At 57.7% G+C, this 15,936-nt stretch carries 14 protein-coding genes; 10 read left to right on the top strand and 4 right to left on the bottom strand.

Features of this window, described 5'->3' with window-relative positions:
* The first annotated feature begins 1 nt into the window (after position 1).
* The 6 genes from EBA31_RS01505 (at position 2) to ridA (ending at position 5,257) form a co-directional block, all read left to right on the top strand.
* Entirely contained in the window at positions 2 to 790 is a 789-nt protein-coding gene (locus EBA31_RS01505; RefSeq protein ID WP_122076832.1) for an ABC transporter ATP-binding protein, read from the top strand.
* Between the two features lie 236 nt (positions 791 to 1,026).
* Positions 1,027 to 1,983, top strand: coding sequence for an ABC transporter substrate-binding protein (locus tag EBA31_RS01500; protein WP_046374621.1), 957 nt, complete (start codon positions 1,027 to 1,029; stop codon positions 1,981 to 1,983).
* Positions 1,983 to 2,987, top strand: coding sequence for an iron ABC transporter permease (locus EBA31_RS01495; protein WP_046374622.1), 1,005 nt, complete (start codon positions 1,983 to 1,985; stop codon positions 2,985 to 2,987). Before EBA31_RS01500 ends, EBA31_RS01495 begins: the two co-directional genes overlap by 1 nt.
* A 313-nt stretch (positions 2,988 to 3,300) precedes the next feature.
* Entirely contained in the window at positions 3,301 to 4,236 is a 936-nt protein-coding gene (gene pyrB, locus EBA31_RS01490; protein ID WP_122076828.1) for an aspartate carbamoyltransferase, read from the top strand.
* 12 nt (positions 4,237 to 4,248) lie between these two features.
* Positions 4,249 to 4,713: an aspartate carbamoyltransferase regulatory subunit gene (pyrI, locus tag EBA31_RS01485; RefSeq protein WP_020825003.1), complete on the top strand. Its 465-nt coding sequence runs from the start codon at positions 4,249 to 4,251 to the stop codon at positions 4,711 to 4,713.
* A 157-nt stretch (positions 4,714 to 4,870) separates the two neighbouring features.
* Positions 4,871 to 5,257: a 2-iminobutanoate/2-iminopropanoate deaminase gene (gene ridA, locus EBA31_RS01480; protein WP_044554008.1), complete on the top strand. Its 387-nt coding sequence runs from the start codon at positions 4,871 to 4,873 to the stop codon at positions 5,255 to 5,257.
* Positions 5,258 to 5,380: 123 nt separating this feature from the next.
* On the opposite strand, the gene EBA31_RS01475 is transcribed toward ridA, so the two are convergent.
* Positions 5,381 to 5,560: a hypothetical protein gene (locus EBA31_RS01475; protein ID WP_238387421.1), complete on the bottom strand. Its 180-nt coding sequence runs from the start codon at positions 5,558 to 5,560 to the stop codon at positions 5,381 to 5,383.
* Between the two features lie 8 nt (positions 5,561 to 5,568).
* The gene (locus tag EBA31_RS01470; protein WP_202914187.1) at positions 5,569 to 6,189 is read right to left on the bottom strand and encodes a hypothetical protein; all 621 of its coding nucleotides are present in this window, start codon (positions 6,187 to 6,189) and stop codon (positions 5,569 to 5,571) included.
* A gap of 282 nt (positions 6,190 to 6,471) precedes the next feature.
* Here EBA31_RS01470 and EBA31_RS01465 point away from each other — a divergent pair, with 282 nt between their 5' ends.
* The 4 genes from EBA31_RS01465 to EBA31_RS01450 all read left to right on the top strand — a co-directional run bounded on the left by EBA31_RS01465 (position 6,472) and on the right by EBA31_RS01450 (position 10,426).
* A complete protein-coding gene (locus tag EBA31_RS01465) occupies positions 6,472 to 7,908 on the top strand; it encodes a circularly permuted type 2 ATP-grasp protein (protein WP_122080571.1) in 1,437 nt (478 codons plus the stop codon).
* Entirely contained in the window at positions 7,902 to 8,831 is a 930-nt protein-coding gene (locus tag EBA31_RS01460) for an alpha-E domain-containing protein (RefSeq protein ID WP_020824999.1), read from the top strand. Before EBA31_RS01465 ends, EBA31_RS01460 begins: the two co-directional genes overlap by 7 nt.
* Positions 8,828 to 9,622 (top strand): transglutaminase family protein, encoded by a 795-nt coding sequence (locus EBA31_RS01455; RefSeq protein ID WP_046374624.1) that lies wholly within the window; start codon positions 8,828 to 8,830, stop codon positions 9,620 to 9,622. The genes EBA31_RS01460 and EBA31_RS01455 overlap by 4 nt, the downstream gene beginning before the upstream one ends.
* A 75-nt stretch (positions 9,623 to 9,697) precedes the next feature.
* Positions 9,698 to 10,426, top strand: a complete 729-nt coding sequence (locus EBA31_RS01450; RefSeq protein ID WP_020824997.1) for a proteasome-type protease — start codon at positions 9,698 to 9,700, stop codon at positions 10,424 to 10,426.
* 95 nt (positions 10,427 to 10,521) lie between these two features.
* Here EBA31_RS01450 and EBA31_RS01445 read toward each other — a convergent pair whose 3' ends face one another.
* Positions 10,522 to 12,915: a beta-N-acetylhexosaminidase gene (locus EBA31_RS01445; RefSeq protein ID WP_122076824.1), complete on the bottom strand. Its 2,394-nt coding sequence runs from the start codon at positions 12,913 to 12,915 to the stop codon at positions 10,522 to 10,524.
* Positions 12,916 to 13,188: 273 nt separating this feature from the next.
* Positions 13,189 to 15,897, bottom strand: coding sequence for a magnesium-translocating P-type ATPase (gene mgtA / locus EBA31_RS01440; protein WP_122076820.1), 2,709 nt, complete (start codon positions 15,895 to 15,897; stop codon positions 13,189 to 13,191).
* Positions 15,898 to 15,936 lie beyond the last annotated feature (39 nt).

Below are 15,936 nucleotides of genomic sequence, written 5' to 3'. Positions count from 1 at the left end.
CATGACCAGCCTGCCCACCGACAGCCTGCTGTCGGTGCAGAATCTTTCCCTGACGACCCCAGGGAAAGCCCCGCGAATTGATCGGGCCAGCTTCAGTATTCAACCCGGTGAATCCGTTACCATTATCGGCCCGAACGGCAGTGGGAAATCCACGCTATTGCGGCTACTGACCTGTGAGCTCAAGCCGACCGAAGGCGAAATTCTCTTTCAGGGAAAGCCCCTAGCCAGCTTAAAACCCCAGCAACGCGCCCGCGCTATCGCCTTGCTGAGCCAGCACGATGATGCGGATTTACGGCTTAAGGTTAGCGAGTATGTGGCACTGGGACGACTGCCCTGGCTGGCCGATCATTCGCCATCTCAACACGCGCTGATAGTTGCAAAAGCGATGGAGGAGGTGGGTATCGGCCACCTGCAACATAACCCGTTGGGCAAGCTTTCAGGCGGTGAACGCCAGCGCGCCGGGTTCGCCAGAGCATTGGCGCAGCAGCCGGTGCTGTTATTGCTTGATGAACCCACTAACCACCTCGATCCTCTGGCCCGACATCAACTGCTGTCGCTGATCCATGAAAAAAAGATAGCCACGATAAAAGTGCTGCACGATCTCGAGCTGGTGCAACCCTTTTCCGATAAGGTGATGATCATCAATAAAGGGAAAATCCTTTGTTATGGCCGCCCTGAAACGGTGCTGGAATCGACGCACCTGCAACAGGTGTTTGGCATGAGAACGCTGCAGGTTCGTCATCCGGAAAGCGGCGAAGCTGTGCGTTTCTTCGAGGCTTTACCGACATAATCCCCGCGATATTCGCCACAACCGACAATTGTTTGATCTAACTATATTTGTCATACGAATTATTCAGGTATGTTGCCCCCGTTTCCAATAAACCGGGTTATTGACTTCGGTTTTGCCGTTTTGCCCACGGGGTTACCCGAGTGGGATGACCTTCCTCCGCCCCACTGACGCCAGGCCAGACAACCGACGGTAATGCCCAATCAATAGCCTTTCGGTGCAATGAATCTGGAGTCGATGTGAAAAAGTTAACCCTCGCCGCGTTACTGGCATTCACCGCGGCAAGCGCCGGGGCCTCTGGTTTCCCGGTTACGGTGGACAACTGCGGCCAGCCCCTGACCTTTGAACGCCCGCCACAGCGTGCCATTATTCAAGATATCAATATGTCGCAAATGGCCTTTGCCCTGCAGCTCCAGCCTTCTATCGTCGGCGTGACAGGGATCTCCGGCTGGTACAAAAACATCCCTGAATTCACGCAGCAGCAGGGAACCATTCCTGAACTGGCCGCCAAATACCCGACGATCGAAAACCTTCTCGCTGCCAGTCCAGACCTGTTCTTCGCCGGCTGGAATTATGGTCTTCGTGGGGAAGTGACCCCGCAAGCGCTGGCAAAATTCAATATCAAAACGCTGGTGCTGAGTGAAAGCTGCATCCACGTCGACAACCATCGGCCGCGGGCCAGTATGGATTTGCTCTACGACGATATGATCAGGCTCGGCAAAGTCTTTGGTAAACAGGAACAGGCGGAAAAGCTGGTCGCAGGCTGGCAACGGCAGGTGGCAGATATCCATCGCAAAATTGCGACGCAGAAACCCGTCAGGGTGTTCCTTTATGATTCCGGCGAAGAAAAGCCCTACACCAGCGGGGCCTACGCCATGCCGACGGCGATTATTGAAGCCGCTGGGGCAACAAACGTGATGGATACCCTGAACACCAGCTGGGTGAACACCAATTGGGAAAGCGTGGCGGCGACAGAGCCTGAATTTATCATTCTGGTGGACTATCAGGCTGAGCCCACCGACAGCATCGATGCGCGGCAGCTTTTCCTTGAACAACACCCCCTGATGAAGCAAACCCCGGCAGTGGTCCATCACCGCTATTTGAAATTGAAATACCAGGCGTTAACACCGGGGCCGGTCAATATTGAGGCGATCCACAAACTGGCTCAGGCCCTTTATCCTGCCGCTGTTAGCTGATGTCGGAAAAAATACGTTTCAGGCTGGCCTGGACCCTCGCCCCGCTGTTATTGGCAGGGTTAATCTTCGCCAATGTCGCCCAAGGCAGCGTGTCGCTCTCTCTTGCCCAGGTGTTAAGCGCGCTGGGCATCGGCCCGGGTGATGTACCCCCCATGATCAAAAGCATCGTGCTGGAACTGCGTTTGCCACGCACCTTGCTTGGGCTGCTGGCGGGGGCTGGCCTGGCGTTGGTCGGCGCACTGTTGCAAACCACAACCCGCAACGATTTGGCCGATCCCTTTCTGTTTGGCCTCTCCTCTGGCGCCTCCGCCGGCGTGGTGCTGGTGATGACCCGTCTCGGTGATAGCCTCGGGGCCTGGACGTTACCGGTGTCTTCCTTTGCCGGTGGCATGCTCTCTGCTGCCGTGGTGCTGGTTATTTTTATGACTCAATCGCAAAAAGGCACCGAAAAGCTGATTATCTGCGGGCTGGCGGTCTCTTTTTTATTCGGGGCCTTCACCAACTATCTGGTTTTTTCCGGCGATCAGCGTACCGCCAGCAGCGTACTGTTCTGGACGCTGGGCGGGCTGGGGCTGGCCCGCTGGGATAATGTGATTTTTGCCTTGATAGCGCTGCTGTTGCTGGTGGTATTGATTGCCTTGCGCTGGCGATCGCTGGACGGCTTACTGGCGGGCGAACAGACCGCCGGCACGCTGGGCATCAACACCCGCCGTTTGCGCACGGAAGTGTTTCTTTGCTGTTCGCTGGCGACGGCATTACTGGTGGCATTGACCGGGGTGATAGGATTTGTCGGCTTAATGGTTCCCCATCTGGCGCGCCCTTTTACCGGCGTACGTCACCGGCGTCTGCTGCCGTTGGTCGGAGTGTTAGGGGCCATATTGCTCTCTGCCGGCGATCTGCTGAGCCGCGTCATCACCGCCCCCCAAGAGCTGCCCATCGGGATCATTACCGCCGGGCTGGGCGGTGTTTTCGTTCTGGTGATTTTGCTGCGCCGAGCCCACTGAAGGTAAATTTTCTGCCATGCGGCTAAAGGCCACCAGCCAATCGATTGCGAAATGACAAAAATCGGCGTTTTAGCGCTTGCAGTGGACAAAGGCGCGAGTATAATGCGCGACAATTTGCCAGGAGAAAGCATGAAAAACGACGTTTGTTTTGTTAGCCACAACCGACAAAACCGACTGCCAATCGGCAGCCAACTGCCGTTGTTTCTCCTGTTGCTAAACCGATCGTTTCAAGCCCCTCGTTGAGGGGCTTTTTTTTGCCTGAAAAATCTGTTCAAAGCCCCGCGCCACGGGCACGAGTCGAGGAGAGTGAAAAATGGCCAACCCGCTGTATCACAAACATATCATCTCTATTAACGATCTCAGCCGCGAGGATCTGGAGCTGGTGCTGCGCACCGCCGCCAGCCTGAAAGCCAATCCGCAACCCGAGCTGCTAAAACACAAGGTGATCGCCAGTTGCTTCTTTGAAGCCTCGACCCGTACCCGCCTGTCGTTTGAAACCTCGATGCACCGTCTGGGCGCTTCGGTAGTGGGTTTTGCCGACGGCAGCAACACCTCGCTCGGCAAGAAAGGCGAAACGCTGGCCGACACCATCTCGGTGATTGGCACCTACGTCGACGCCATCGTCATGCGTCATCCGCAGGAAGGCGCGGCGCGCCTGGCGACCGAATTCTCCGGCGGCATCCCGGTACTCAACGCCGGTGACGGCGCCAACCAGCACCCAACCCAGACGCTGCTCGACCTGTTCACCATTCAGGAAACCCAGGGCCGCCTGAACAACATCAATATCGCCATGGTCGGCGACCTGAAATACGGCCGCACCGTGCACTCACTGGCGCAGGCGCTGGCCAAGTTTGAAGGCAATCGCTTCTTCTTCATCGCGCCGGACGCGCTGGCAATGCCGACCTATATCCTGCAAATGCTGGAAGAGAAAGGCATCGAGTTCAGTCTGCACAGCAGCATTGAAGAAGTGGTCCCCGAGCTGGATATTCTCTACATGACCCGGGTGCAGAAAGAGCGTCTGGATCCTTCCGAATACGCCAACGTGAAGGCGCAGTTCGTTCTGCGCGCAGCGGATCTGGCCGGCGCACGCGCCAACCTCAAGGTGCTGCATCCGCTGCCGCGCATTGACGAAATCACTACCGACGTGGACAAAACGCCGTACGCCTACTATTTCCAGCAGGCGGGTAACGGCATTTTCGCCCGTCAGGCGCTGCTGGCGCTGGTTTTAAACGCAGATTTGGCTCTTTAAGGGGGAACCGTCATGACTCACGATAACAAACTGCAGGTTGAAGCGATCAAGTGCGGCACGGTGATTGACCATATTCCGGCACAGATCGGGTTTAAGCTGCTGACGCTGTTCAAGCTGACCGCCACCGACCAGCGCATCACCATCGGCCTGAACCTGCCTTCCAACGAGCTGGGCCGTAAAGACCTGATCAAAATCGAAAACACCTTCCTGACGGAGCAACAGGCCAACCAACTGGCCATGTACGCGCCGAAAGCCACGGTTAACCGCATCGACAATTATGAAGTGGTACGCAAGCTGACCCTCAGCCTGCCGGATCACATCGACGGCGTGCTGACCTGTCCGAACAGCAACTGCATCAGCCGCAGCGAACCGGTGTCTTCCAGCTTTAGCGTGAAATCCCGCGACGGCGACGTACACCTGAAATGCCGCTACTGCGAAAAAGAGTTCGAGCATCAGGTGGTCTTGCAGGCGGACTGAGTTCGGCCAGCTGCCGGGAGATGAGGCTGTTATTCTCCCGGTGACTGCCTATAATGGGAACCCCGTAGGGGCACCGAATACCGGGCCCGACGCTACGGAGAGCCACGCAGCCCACCGCGCTGCGATTTGAAAGACGAAGGGTATATCAGGAGAAAAAATGTCACGTAACATCAGCACTGAACTCGCCCCGGCAGCCATTGGTCCTTACGTGCAGGGCGTTGATCTGGGCAGCATGATCATCACTTCCGGCCAGATCCCGGTCGATCCGAAAACCGGCGCCGTTGCCGACGACGTTGCCGCTCAGGCTCGCCAGTCGCTGGAAAACGTTAAAGCGATCGTTGAAGCTGCCGGCCTGAAAGTGGCCGACATCGTGAAAACCACGGTTTTCGTGAAAGATCTGAACGACTTCGCTACCGTTAACGCCGCTTATGAAGCTTTCTTCACCGAGCACAGCGCGCCGTTCCCGGCCCGTTCCTGCGTTGAAGTGGCCCGTCTGCCGAAAGACGTGAAAATCGAAATCGAAGCCATCGCCGTTCGTCGCTAATACCGCGACCACGCGCCCAACGGTCAGCCCAGGCTGGCCGTTTTTATTTGTTGACTCGGCGAATTGCGCCCGCAGCCTCACTTATCGGAGAAGATTGAGCCTTAAAACTTTTTGAGGCCTGTTTCAAAACCGCCACCACTTCTTCACGTGAAGCGCTAATCGGCATTCCTCGGGGGTCAGGCGGTTAATCTCCTCAGAAGTATAGGCTTTTACCGCCGTCAGCCTTCCCCCCTCGGTTTTGTATACCTGCAGTTCATAGGCGTCAGTTTTCGCTATAAACCGATCCGTGGTTTTAATGACCATATTCCCCCCTATAACCCTGTTTGTTGGTCGTCATTGTCGCTCAAATAATGCGCAATCTCAACCGAGGCCGAGTCGTCGATAAACCATTGGAATAATGCCTGAGCATCGCGGTAGAGAATGCCCTTCTCACCCGAGGTGATATCAATAAAGCGATACTCATTGATGTAATAATCAGCAACTCTCGCATTGATCGGTGATATTAGCCGTAAGCTGGTGCATTGAGTAGCGACCATAAATAGCACCGTGGCATAGAGTGCAAAACGGAAAGTGTTCCCGTCCAGGCTGGAGCCTTTGATGTGGAAATTTTGCAGCATTTCAACATTCAGCACCGCAGGCATCTCGTCTGTCGCGGGGCAAAACTGGCAATGACAAGCCCCTGCAGGCCTTTGATCCGCATCCAGGATCTTAAAACTAAAATTGAAAGCATCTGGATTATCCAACACAGCACCGCTTAGTGCCCACGGCATACGCAGATTTTCAGGTTGCCGACGCGTCTGCACAATGCACCATTCCAAATCTTCAGCAGTCAGCATTTGCACCCGAATGTTATAGGTAGCGGCAGCAAAAATTTCATTGGCGGTAGCCAACGCGGCACGTCCCAGCGCCTGAACATTAAAATCATGTGGCATTACCCTTCCCTTGAATGCTTTTAAAAATGAATCTGTTAGATATATTTTCTCGGTGTCCCCCCTATCTTTTTATGCCTTCGCTGAAGACACAATCCCCGTATTTTGTTACTGAGGCACGCGCCGCGGTTTTGCCCCGTTTTAAGGCAGCGCCCGCTTGGGTTGCACCCAAAGCGGGCCATTTCCTGCCGCGAGCCGGCGTTTTCGCGCCATTTTCGCCCCTTTATCACCTTGGCACATTTTATGCTGGTTCTGTATACAGCCTGCAATGTCGACGAGGTGATGATGCTAAATATCGATCTGTCTGCTTCACCGTTTTTTGATGAGATGCTTCTGGCTGAGGGTAAGCACCGGGGTCACTACGAGGCTTACTGGCATTGGCTGCAACAGGCTGACCAAAAGGCCATTCAACGCAAGAGGGAAGAGGCTGCACTGCTGTTTCACCGGGTGGGGATTACCTTTAACGTTTATGGTGAGGATCATGGCGCTGAGCGCTTGATTCCGTTCGACAGCGTACCGCGCATCATACCCGCCAGCGAGTGGGCGATGCTCGATCGCGGTATTCGCCAGCGCGTACAGGCGCTTAACGCCTTTCTGCACGATATTTACCATCAACAACACATTCTGAAAGCCGGGATCATTCCGGCGGAACAGGTGCTGGCCAACGATCAATATCAACCCTGCATGCAAGGGGTCGATCTGCACCGCAATATTTACGCGCACATCGTTGGCGTGGATATGGTGCGCAACGGTGACGGCCAGTATTACGTGCTGGAAGACAACCTGCGCACCCCGTCCGGCGTTTCCTATATGCTGGAAAACCGCAAAATGATGATGCGCCTGTACCCGGAGCTGTTCGCTCAGCAACGCATCGCGCCGGTGGAGCGCTACCCGTCGCACCTGCTGCAAACCCTGCGTGAAAGCTCGCCGATCAACGATCCTACCGTGGTGGTGCTGACGCCGGGCCGCTTCAACAGCGCCTACTTCGAACACAGCTTCCTGGCGCAGCAGATGGGGGTTGAGCTGGTGGAAAGCGCCGACCTGTTCGTCAAGGACGGGGCGGTCTTTATGCGTACCACCGCCGGGCCTTGCAAGGTGGATGTGATCTACCGCCGGGTGGACGACGCCTTCCTCGATCCGCTGGCGTTCCGCCCGGATTCGATGCTCGGCGTGCCGGGCCTGCTGTCGGTATACCGCGCCGGCAACGTGGTGCTGGCCAACGCCATCGGCACCGGCGTGGCCGACGACAAGTCAATTTATCCGTACGTGCCGGACATGGTGCGTTTCTACCTGCAGGAAGAGCCGATCCTCAATAACGTGCCCACCTGGCAATGCCGCCACAAGAATGAACTGTCGTACGTGCTGGCGAACTTGGAACAGATGGTGGTGAAGGAGGTGCACGGTGCCGGCGGCTACGGCATGCTGATCGGCCCGGCGGCGACCAAAGACGAAATCGCTCACTTCCGCAGCCTGCTGCTGGCCAAGCCGCATAACTACATTGCGCAAAATACGCTGGCGCTGTCGACCTGCCCGACCTTCGTCAACGACGGCCTGGCGCCGCGACATATCGATTTACGGCCGTTCGCCCTCAGCGGCGCGGAAATCCGCCTGGTGCCAGGCGGCCTGACGCGCGTGGCGCTGGCGCAAGGCTCACTGGTGGTCAACTCGTCGCAAGGCGGGGGAACCAAGGATACCTGGGTGTTGGAGGACGACGCATGCTGAGCCGAACTGCCAGTGAACTCTATTGGATGGCCCGCTATCTGGAGCGGGCGGAAAGCATCGCCCGGGTGCTCGACGTCACCAACAAGCTGTCGATGATGCCGATCCGCGACAGCGAGGATCAGGATCTGCAGGTGCCGCTCAATCTGACCAGTACCGGGCAGCTGTATGCCGCCGCCTACCCCGACCTGACGATGGCCAATCTGGTGAGCTTTTTTGCGCTCGACAGCCGCAACCACAGCAGCATTTACAGCTGTCTGCAAATGGGCTGGAACAACGCCCATGCGGTGCGCGGCAGCCTGTCTTCCGAGGTCTGGGAGTGCATCAACGCCACCTGGATCGAAATGAAGCTGATCCGCCGTCAGGGCATAGGTTCGGTGGGCGCGGATGGCTTTTTCGACTGGGTGAAGGAGCGTTCTCACCTGTTTCGCGGTGCGATGTTCGGCACTTTGCTGCGCAGCGACGCCATGTGCTTTATCCGCCTCGGCACCCTGCTGGAGCGCGCAGACAGCACTGCCCGTCTGTTAGGGGTCAAGAACTCGCTGATGGACAGCGACGGCGACCCGGTGCGCGAATATTACCGCATGGACACGCTGTTGCGGGCAGTGAGCGCACGCGAAGCCTACCACAGTATCTACAAGCAGCAGCTCAGTCGGGACACCATTGCCGAACTGATGATCCTGCGTAATGAAATCCCCCGCTCCCTGCTGGCCTGCGTCGGCGATCTGGTGCAACAGCTGGAGCAAATTGGCGGCAACAGTGCCAATCAGCCGCGCCGGCTGGCGCATACGCTGCACGCCGAGCTGCGCTTTAGCAGCATGAAAGATCTGAATAAGGTCGGGTTGAACGACTGGCTGGACGCGTTTCTCGGCCAGATTGGCGGCATCGCGGAGAGCATCCATCACACTTATCTGGAGGCGCAATGAAACTGAACATTGAGCACAACACCCACTATACCTATGCCCAGCAGGTGCAGCGCAGCACTCAGTATCTGCGCCTGACGCCGCAGGATTCGGAGCATCAGCGCATCATTTCATGGCAGTTGACGCTGCCGGAAGATGCCGTGTGCACCACCGATGCCTTCGGCAACGTGCTGCACGTGCTGACGCTGGATCACCCGCACCAGGCCATCAGCATTCAGGCCCACGGCGTGGTGGAAATTGAAGACGGTGCCGAAGATCAGGTGATGGGGCATTTGTCGCCGCTGGTCTTCCTGCGCCACAGCCCGCTGACCCAACCCGACAGCGCGATCCAGGCCTTCGCCCTGCGCTACTACCAACCGCAGGCGGTGCTGGACGGGCTGGAAAATCTGATGGGCGAGCTGCTGCTCAAAATGCCGTACACCCCAGGGTCAACCAGCGTCACCGACAGCGCGGCCCAGGCATTCGCAACCGGCACCGGCGTCTGTCAGGATCATACCCACGTATTTTTGGCCTGCTGCCGCAGCCTGAACATTCCGGCGCGCTATGTCAGCGGCTATCTTTACAGCGAAGACTCCGCCCACGTCGCCACCCACGCCTGGGCCGAGGCCTGGGTCGACGACCGCTGGCACAGCTTTGACGTCACCAACAATACCCGCCTGCCGAATCAACACCTTAAGCTGGCGGTAGGCATCGACTATCTCGACGCCTGCCCGGTACGCGGGATGCGGCTCGGCGGTGGCTGCGAGAACATGCAGACCATCGCCGAAGTGCAGATGATGCCAACCGGCCAGTAGCCTCTTGCCGAAAACCAAGGTTTACGGCACGCTGGCGGTTGGCGGCGTGCCAGTATCGTTTTGAGGGATTGTGGTATGACCTATTGTGTGGCCATGCGCTTGTCTTCCGGGCTGGTCTTTGCTTCCGATTCACGCACCAATGCCGGCGTGGATCATATTTCCACCTTCCGCAAACTGCACGTGTTTCAGCAGGACGGTGAACGCATGCTGGTGTTGCAAAGCGCCGGCAACCTGGCGACCACTCAGAGCATCATCAGCCTGTTACAGCGCCGCAGCAAAGATCCCGAACGCCTGAACCTGCTGAACGCACCGAGCATGTACGAAGCCGCCACGCTGGTGGGCGAAACGGTGCGAGAAGTGATCCAACGCGACAGCGAAGCCCAGCAAAGCGGCAGCACGACCGACTTTAGCTGCAGCCTGCTGCTCGGCGGCCAGATCAGCGGTGAAGAGATGCGGTTATTCCATATTTATCCGCAGGGTAATTTTATCGAGGCCACCCGCGATACGCCCTATTTCCAGATTGGCGAAAGCAAATACGGCAAACCCATTATCGATCGGGTACTGACCTACGACACCCCGCTGGAACAGGCGATGCAGTGCGCGCTGATCTCTCTGGATTCGACGCTGCGCAGCAACCTGTCGGTCGGCCTGCCGCTCGACGTGATGATCTACCCGCGCGACAGCTTTAGCAGTGCGCAGCAGTACCGTATCACCGAAGATCACCCGCATTTTAGCGCCATCCGTAAAGGCTGGGGCGAAGGGCTGGTCAGTATTTTCAAACAGTTGCCGCCGTTGCAACTGTAGGTTTTGCGGGCTTAGCATGCTGAGCCCCTACATATGCAGAGCCCTACACACGCTGAGCCCCTACACATGCTGAGCGCTACATATACTGACTTATCTCATTCGATAGCGCTGGCGCGCAAAAGCGCTTCCAGCGGATAGACCGCCGCAATCACCACTTCGTCGCGTATCTGCGCCGCCGCGTCCAATTGCTGCTGTATCTGCGTCGCTTCTGCCTTGCTCAGCGGTTTGCCCTGTTGATAACGCTCCAACAGCATCAACCCCAGCGTGGACAGCGCGCCGACATCCTGCACCACCGGTGCCAGATCCTGCATCAGCCGGTTACCGGCAATCACCGTTTTTACCGGTGCGGTATTGAGCTGCCAGCGTTGTAAACGTTCGCGCAACGCCTGCGCTGCAGCACGATCGTTGCGGTCCTTCACTAACGCCGCAACCTGCATGCCCATCTCGCGCACCGCGTTGCTTTCCGCCGGCAGTGCGTCGGCAAAACGGTTCAGCGGTTCGAACTGGTGATAGTTACCGGCTTTGAATTTCAGATGCTGTCGGGTGTAGTACTGGCCCGGCTCCACCGCTTCGGCCAAGGTTTGCAGCGGTGCTATCGTCACGCTGTTTGCCAACCGGGTGAACTCGCGTGCGGTTTCCGCATGCTGTTGCAACCCCACCGACACCACCGACCAGGCATCGACTGCCGCCAGCCTGCGGTACATATTATTTTCATCGGTCACGTCCTGCGCAGACCACAAGCGCTCCGCCACCGCGAACCCACGCGGCCAGAGCTTGAGATCGAGGATCGGCGCCCTGATGTTTTCCGCCCACAGTGCCGCCTCGCCGCCGAGAATATTTGCCTGCTGCTTCGTCTCCGGCACCACCGGCATCTTGCCCACCGGGATCGCCGTCAGCTTGCTGCCAGTGGTCGGGTAACGCACGTTGCCCACCAGCGTATAGCCGCTGAGCTGGTCCTGGCTCAGGGTAAATACCGGGCGGGTATCCCCCATCCAGCTGTCGAGCCGGAAGCTCACCTGCTGCGGAGAACGCCAGACGATTTCGTGCAGCGCACGGCGCGATTTACCGTTGAAATCGATAAAACCCCGCCAGCCCTGCTTGCCTTCAATCAGGGTAAAACTGCCTTCTACCGCGCTGCCCTTCAGCCGCGGCATGCTGAACTGCCAGCTTTGCGCCTTTTCATCCGGCTGCACCTCGGTGTCGACGCCCAGCGGCTGCGGCAGGATCTCATTGCGATAGTGATAGGCCGCGCTTTGCGGTTGATCGAGGTAAAAACCGGTAGACAGAATGCCCTGGTAACCGTCCTGTGCGCTGGCGCCGAGCGAGTCCTGCCCCTGCCAGGACTGGATGACAATGCTGCGCGGCAGCGACGGATGATAGATCTCATCCCAACCCACCATCTGGCGCTGATGCTGCTCGAGGATTTTCTCCAGCTTCTGATTGAAGTAGGCCTGCAGCGCATGGGTGTCCGCCAACTGGTGCTGCTGCATAAAGGCCTGAATGGTTTTGGATTGCTTCCACTGGCTGGCATCAACCTCATCACCGCCAATATGCAAATAAGGATCGGGGAAGATCGCAGCCAGTTCGCCAATGATGGCGTCAACAAACCGATAAACTTCATCGCGGGTCGGATCCAGCGTCGGCAGATGCACACCCCACTTGCGCTCCATCGAATACGGGCCCGGCGCGCTCATCAATTCCGGGTAGGCCACGGCGATACTGGAAGCATGGCCAGGCAGATCGATTTCAGGTACTACCCGGATACCGCGCGCGCTAGCGTAAGCCACTACCTGTTGCATCTGTTCGCGAGTATAGAACTGGCCGTCGCTGGCCTGCTGCTGCAGTTTAGGATAGCGCTCGGAGGCAAAGCGCCAGCCCTGATCGTCGGTCAGGTGCCAGTGGAACACGTTGAGTTTGGCCGCCGCCATGCCGTCGAGCTGACGCAGAATGTCCGCCAACGGCAGGAAATGACGTGCCGAATCCAGCAGCACACCGCGCCACGGGAAACGCGGTACGTCGGTAATGCTCACCAACGGCAGGAAGGTGTTCTGCCCGTCGGTCTGCACCAATTGCAGCAGGGTTTCCATGCCGCGCAACGCGCCGAAACGGGTATTGGCTGCCAGCGTTACCCCCTGCGGCGTCACCGTCAATTTATAGCTTTCATCGCTTCCCGGCAGCGGCTGCGCCGCCACCTTATCTTTGATATTCACCTTGATGACCACGCCCGCGGCTTTTTCGGCCTGCGGCACCAGGGTCCAGCCGGTTTGCAGCTCAATACGTTGGCGCCAGCGCTGCAGCGCATCGTCCAGATCGTCCCCCTGCAGGCTAATCGACAAACGGTGATCCAACACCAGCTTGCCCGCCGGCTGAGTCAGTTCAACCTGCTGCGGCCAGGGCATCAGCGGCAGATCGCCGGCCGGTTGCGCCAGCGCGCCCAGGGAAAGCAATAACGATGAAGCCAATAGCGTATAACGCAAAGTTCTGTGCATCAGAAATTCCTCAGAGGAAAAAATATCAATTGCTCCCCCCAACGAATTTCAAATTACCGCCAGGCAGCAAGCGTCTGAATCCCTGGGAGCTTAGATTTGCTAAGTGACTAGGGTGAGGACGTGCAGCCAACAACGCGGTAGTTTGAAAGGCAAAGGGGAAGACAGCTAAGCTGTAAATAAAGACTGAGCACAGGACAGATGTCCAACGACAAGGGTGAAAAGCCGGGTTGGATCACAGATGCCCCTCTTCCAGGCGAAAGAGGGGCGCAGCGATTACTGCCAGCCGTAACGGCGCACAAACCAGCCTTTCACGCACTGGGTCAGCACCATATAGCCGGTCAGGATCAGCACCAGCCACGGGAAGTAGCCGAGCGGCAATGCCTGCAGCTGCAAGAATCCGGCCAACGGCGAGAAGGTCAGGCCGATGCCGGTAACGATGACCAGCAGGGTCATCATGCACAGCGGCCATGAAGGACGGCTCTGGATAAACGGTATTTTGCGCGTGCGGATCATATGCACAATCAGCGTTTGCGACAGCAACCCCTCCACGAACCAGCCGGACTGGAACAGCGTCTGCATTTCAGGCGTATTGGCCTTGAAAACCCACCACATCAGGCTGAAAGTCAGCACGTCGAAGATCGAGCTGATCGGCCCGAAAAACACCATAAAGCGTCCAATATCGCCGGAGTTCCAGCGTTGCGGCTGAGTAATCTGATCGTCGTCGACGTTGTCGAACGGAATGGCGATCTGTGAAATGTCATACATCAGGTTCTGGATCAACAGGTGCAGCGGCAACATCGGCAGGAAAGGCAAAAAGGCGCTGGCAATCAGCACGCTGAAGACGTTGCCGAAATTGGAGCTGGCGGTCATCTTGATGTACTTGAGCATGTTGGCAAAAGTACGGCGTCCCTCGATGACCCCCTGCTCCAACACCATCAGGCTTTTTTCCAGCAGGATGATGTCCGCCGCTTCCTTGGCGATATCCACGGCGGAGTCCACCGAAATACCGATATCCGCCGCACGCAGAGCGGGCGCATCGTTGATGCCGTCCCCCATAAAGCCGACCACGTGGCCCTGCTGGCGCAATAGCTTGACGATGCGTTCCTTATGCAGCGGCGTCAGCTTGGCGAACACCGTGGTACGCGCCGCAGCCTGCGCCAGCTGTTCGTCGTTCATCTGTTCGATTTCACTGCCGCGCAATACGTGATCCGCCGCCAGCCCGACGTCTTTGCACACCTTGGCAGCCACCAGCTCATTGTCACCGGTAAGGATCTTCACCGTGACACCGCTGTTTTTCAGCGCCGCCAACGCCGGCGCCGTGCTCTCTTTAGGCGGATCGAGGAAGGCCACGTAGCCCTCGAGGATCAAATCCGACTCGTCGGCCACGCTGTATTCATGGGCCTGGGCCGGCAAGATCTTGTTGGCCACCGCCACTACGCGCAACCCTTGCTGGTTGAGATCGTCGGTGATGCGCCGAATTCGCGCCAGCAGCGCTTCGTTGAGCGGGATCACCTCATCTTCCTGCCGCACATGGCTGCAAATCGCCAGCATCTCTTCCAGCGCGCCCTTGCAGATCAGTTCGTGATATTGCGCGTCTTTGGCCACCACCACCGACATACGGCGCCGTTCAAAATCAAACGGGATCTCATCCACTTTACGGTAATGCTGCAACGCATCCGGCTGTTGGTTTTGTTCCGCGCAGCTCAGCACTGCCACGTCGAGCAGGTTTTTCAAGCCGGTCTGGTAGAAGCTGTTCAGCCATGCGTAATGCAGTACGCGATCGCTGGCGGCACCGAACACGTCGGTGTGGCGCTCCAGCACGATTTTATCCTGGGTCAGGGTGCCGGTTTTATCAGTGCACAAAACGTCCATGGCGCCAAAGTTTTGGATAGCATCCAGACGTTTGACGATCACTTTCTGCCTGGACAGTTTCACTGCCCCTCTGGCCAGCGTTGAAGTGACGATCATCGGCAGCATTTCCGGGGTCAGCCCCACCGCCACCGACAGCGCAAACAGCGCCGCTTCCCACCAGTCACCCTTGGTGTAGCCGTTGATCAACAAAACGATCGGCGTCATCACCAGCATAAAACGGATCAGCAGCCAGCTGACCCTGCTGATGCCGGTCTGGAAGGCGTTCGGCTGTTCATCCTGGCTGATGACCCGCTGCGCCAACTGGCCAAAGTAGGTGCCGCCGCCGGTACCGATCACCATCGCCAGAGCGGTGCCGCTGACCACGTTGGTGCCCATAAAGCACAGGTTCTGGCACTCCAACGGATCTTCTGCCTGTTCGCGCAGCTCGGCGATTTTCTCTACTGGCAGAGATTCGCCGGTCAACGCCGCCTGGCTGATAAACAGATCCTTGGCCGACAGCACGCGCAGATCCGCCGGGATCATATCTCCTGCCGCCAGTTTGATGATGTCACCCGGCACCAGTTGAGAGATCGGCAGTTCAAGGTGTTCGCTTTTCCCGGACAATGCGTCGCTACGGATCACCGTGGCGGTGTTGCTGACCATCGCCTTCAGCGCGTCCGCCGCCCGATTGGATCGCGCTTCCTGAATGAAATTCAACAACGTGGAGATCACCACCATCAGTGCGATCACCAGAGCGCCAGTCAGATCTTCCGTCGCGTAAGAGATCATGCCAAGCGCGGTCAGCAGCAGGTTGAACGGGTTGCGATAACAGTGCCACAGGTGCTGCCACCAGGCTTCTTTTTGCTGATCGTCGATGACGTTCTCGCCGCAGCGTTCGCGCACCCGCTCAGCCTCATGGGCAGTGATGCCTTCCGGGTGGCTGTGAAAACGCAGATACAGATCGGTGACGTCGGCCGCGGCGCATTCCAGCCGCTGCTGTGCCAATCCGGCGGGCAACCCTTGCGCTTTGCCGCCAAGGCTGTCCAACAGGCTATCGCGGTGCACCAAACGGCGCGGTAAATTGCGGCTGAGCATGCCCAACAGCTGACGGGGAATATTTTTCAGTTTCATTATTTTGCACCTCGTCGCCCATTGCCTCCCGGCAGCGGG

It is taken from the genome of Serratia sp. P2ACOL2, assembly GCF_003691565.1.
GTDB classification, from domain to species: Bacteria; Pseudomonadota; Gammaproteobacteria; order Enterobacterales; family Enterobacteriaceae; genus Serratia; species Serratia liquefaciens.
Note: the sequence above shows the minus strand (reverse complement) of the source record. Positions and strands in the feature narration are given on the sequence as shown.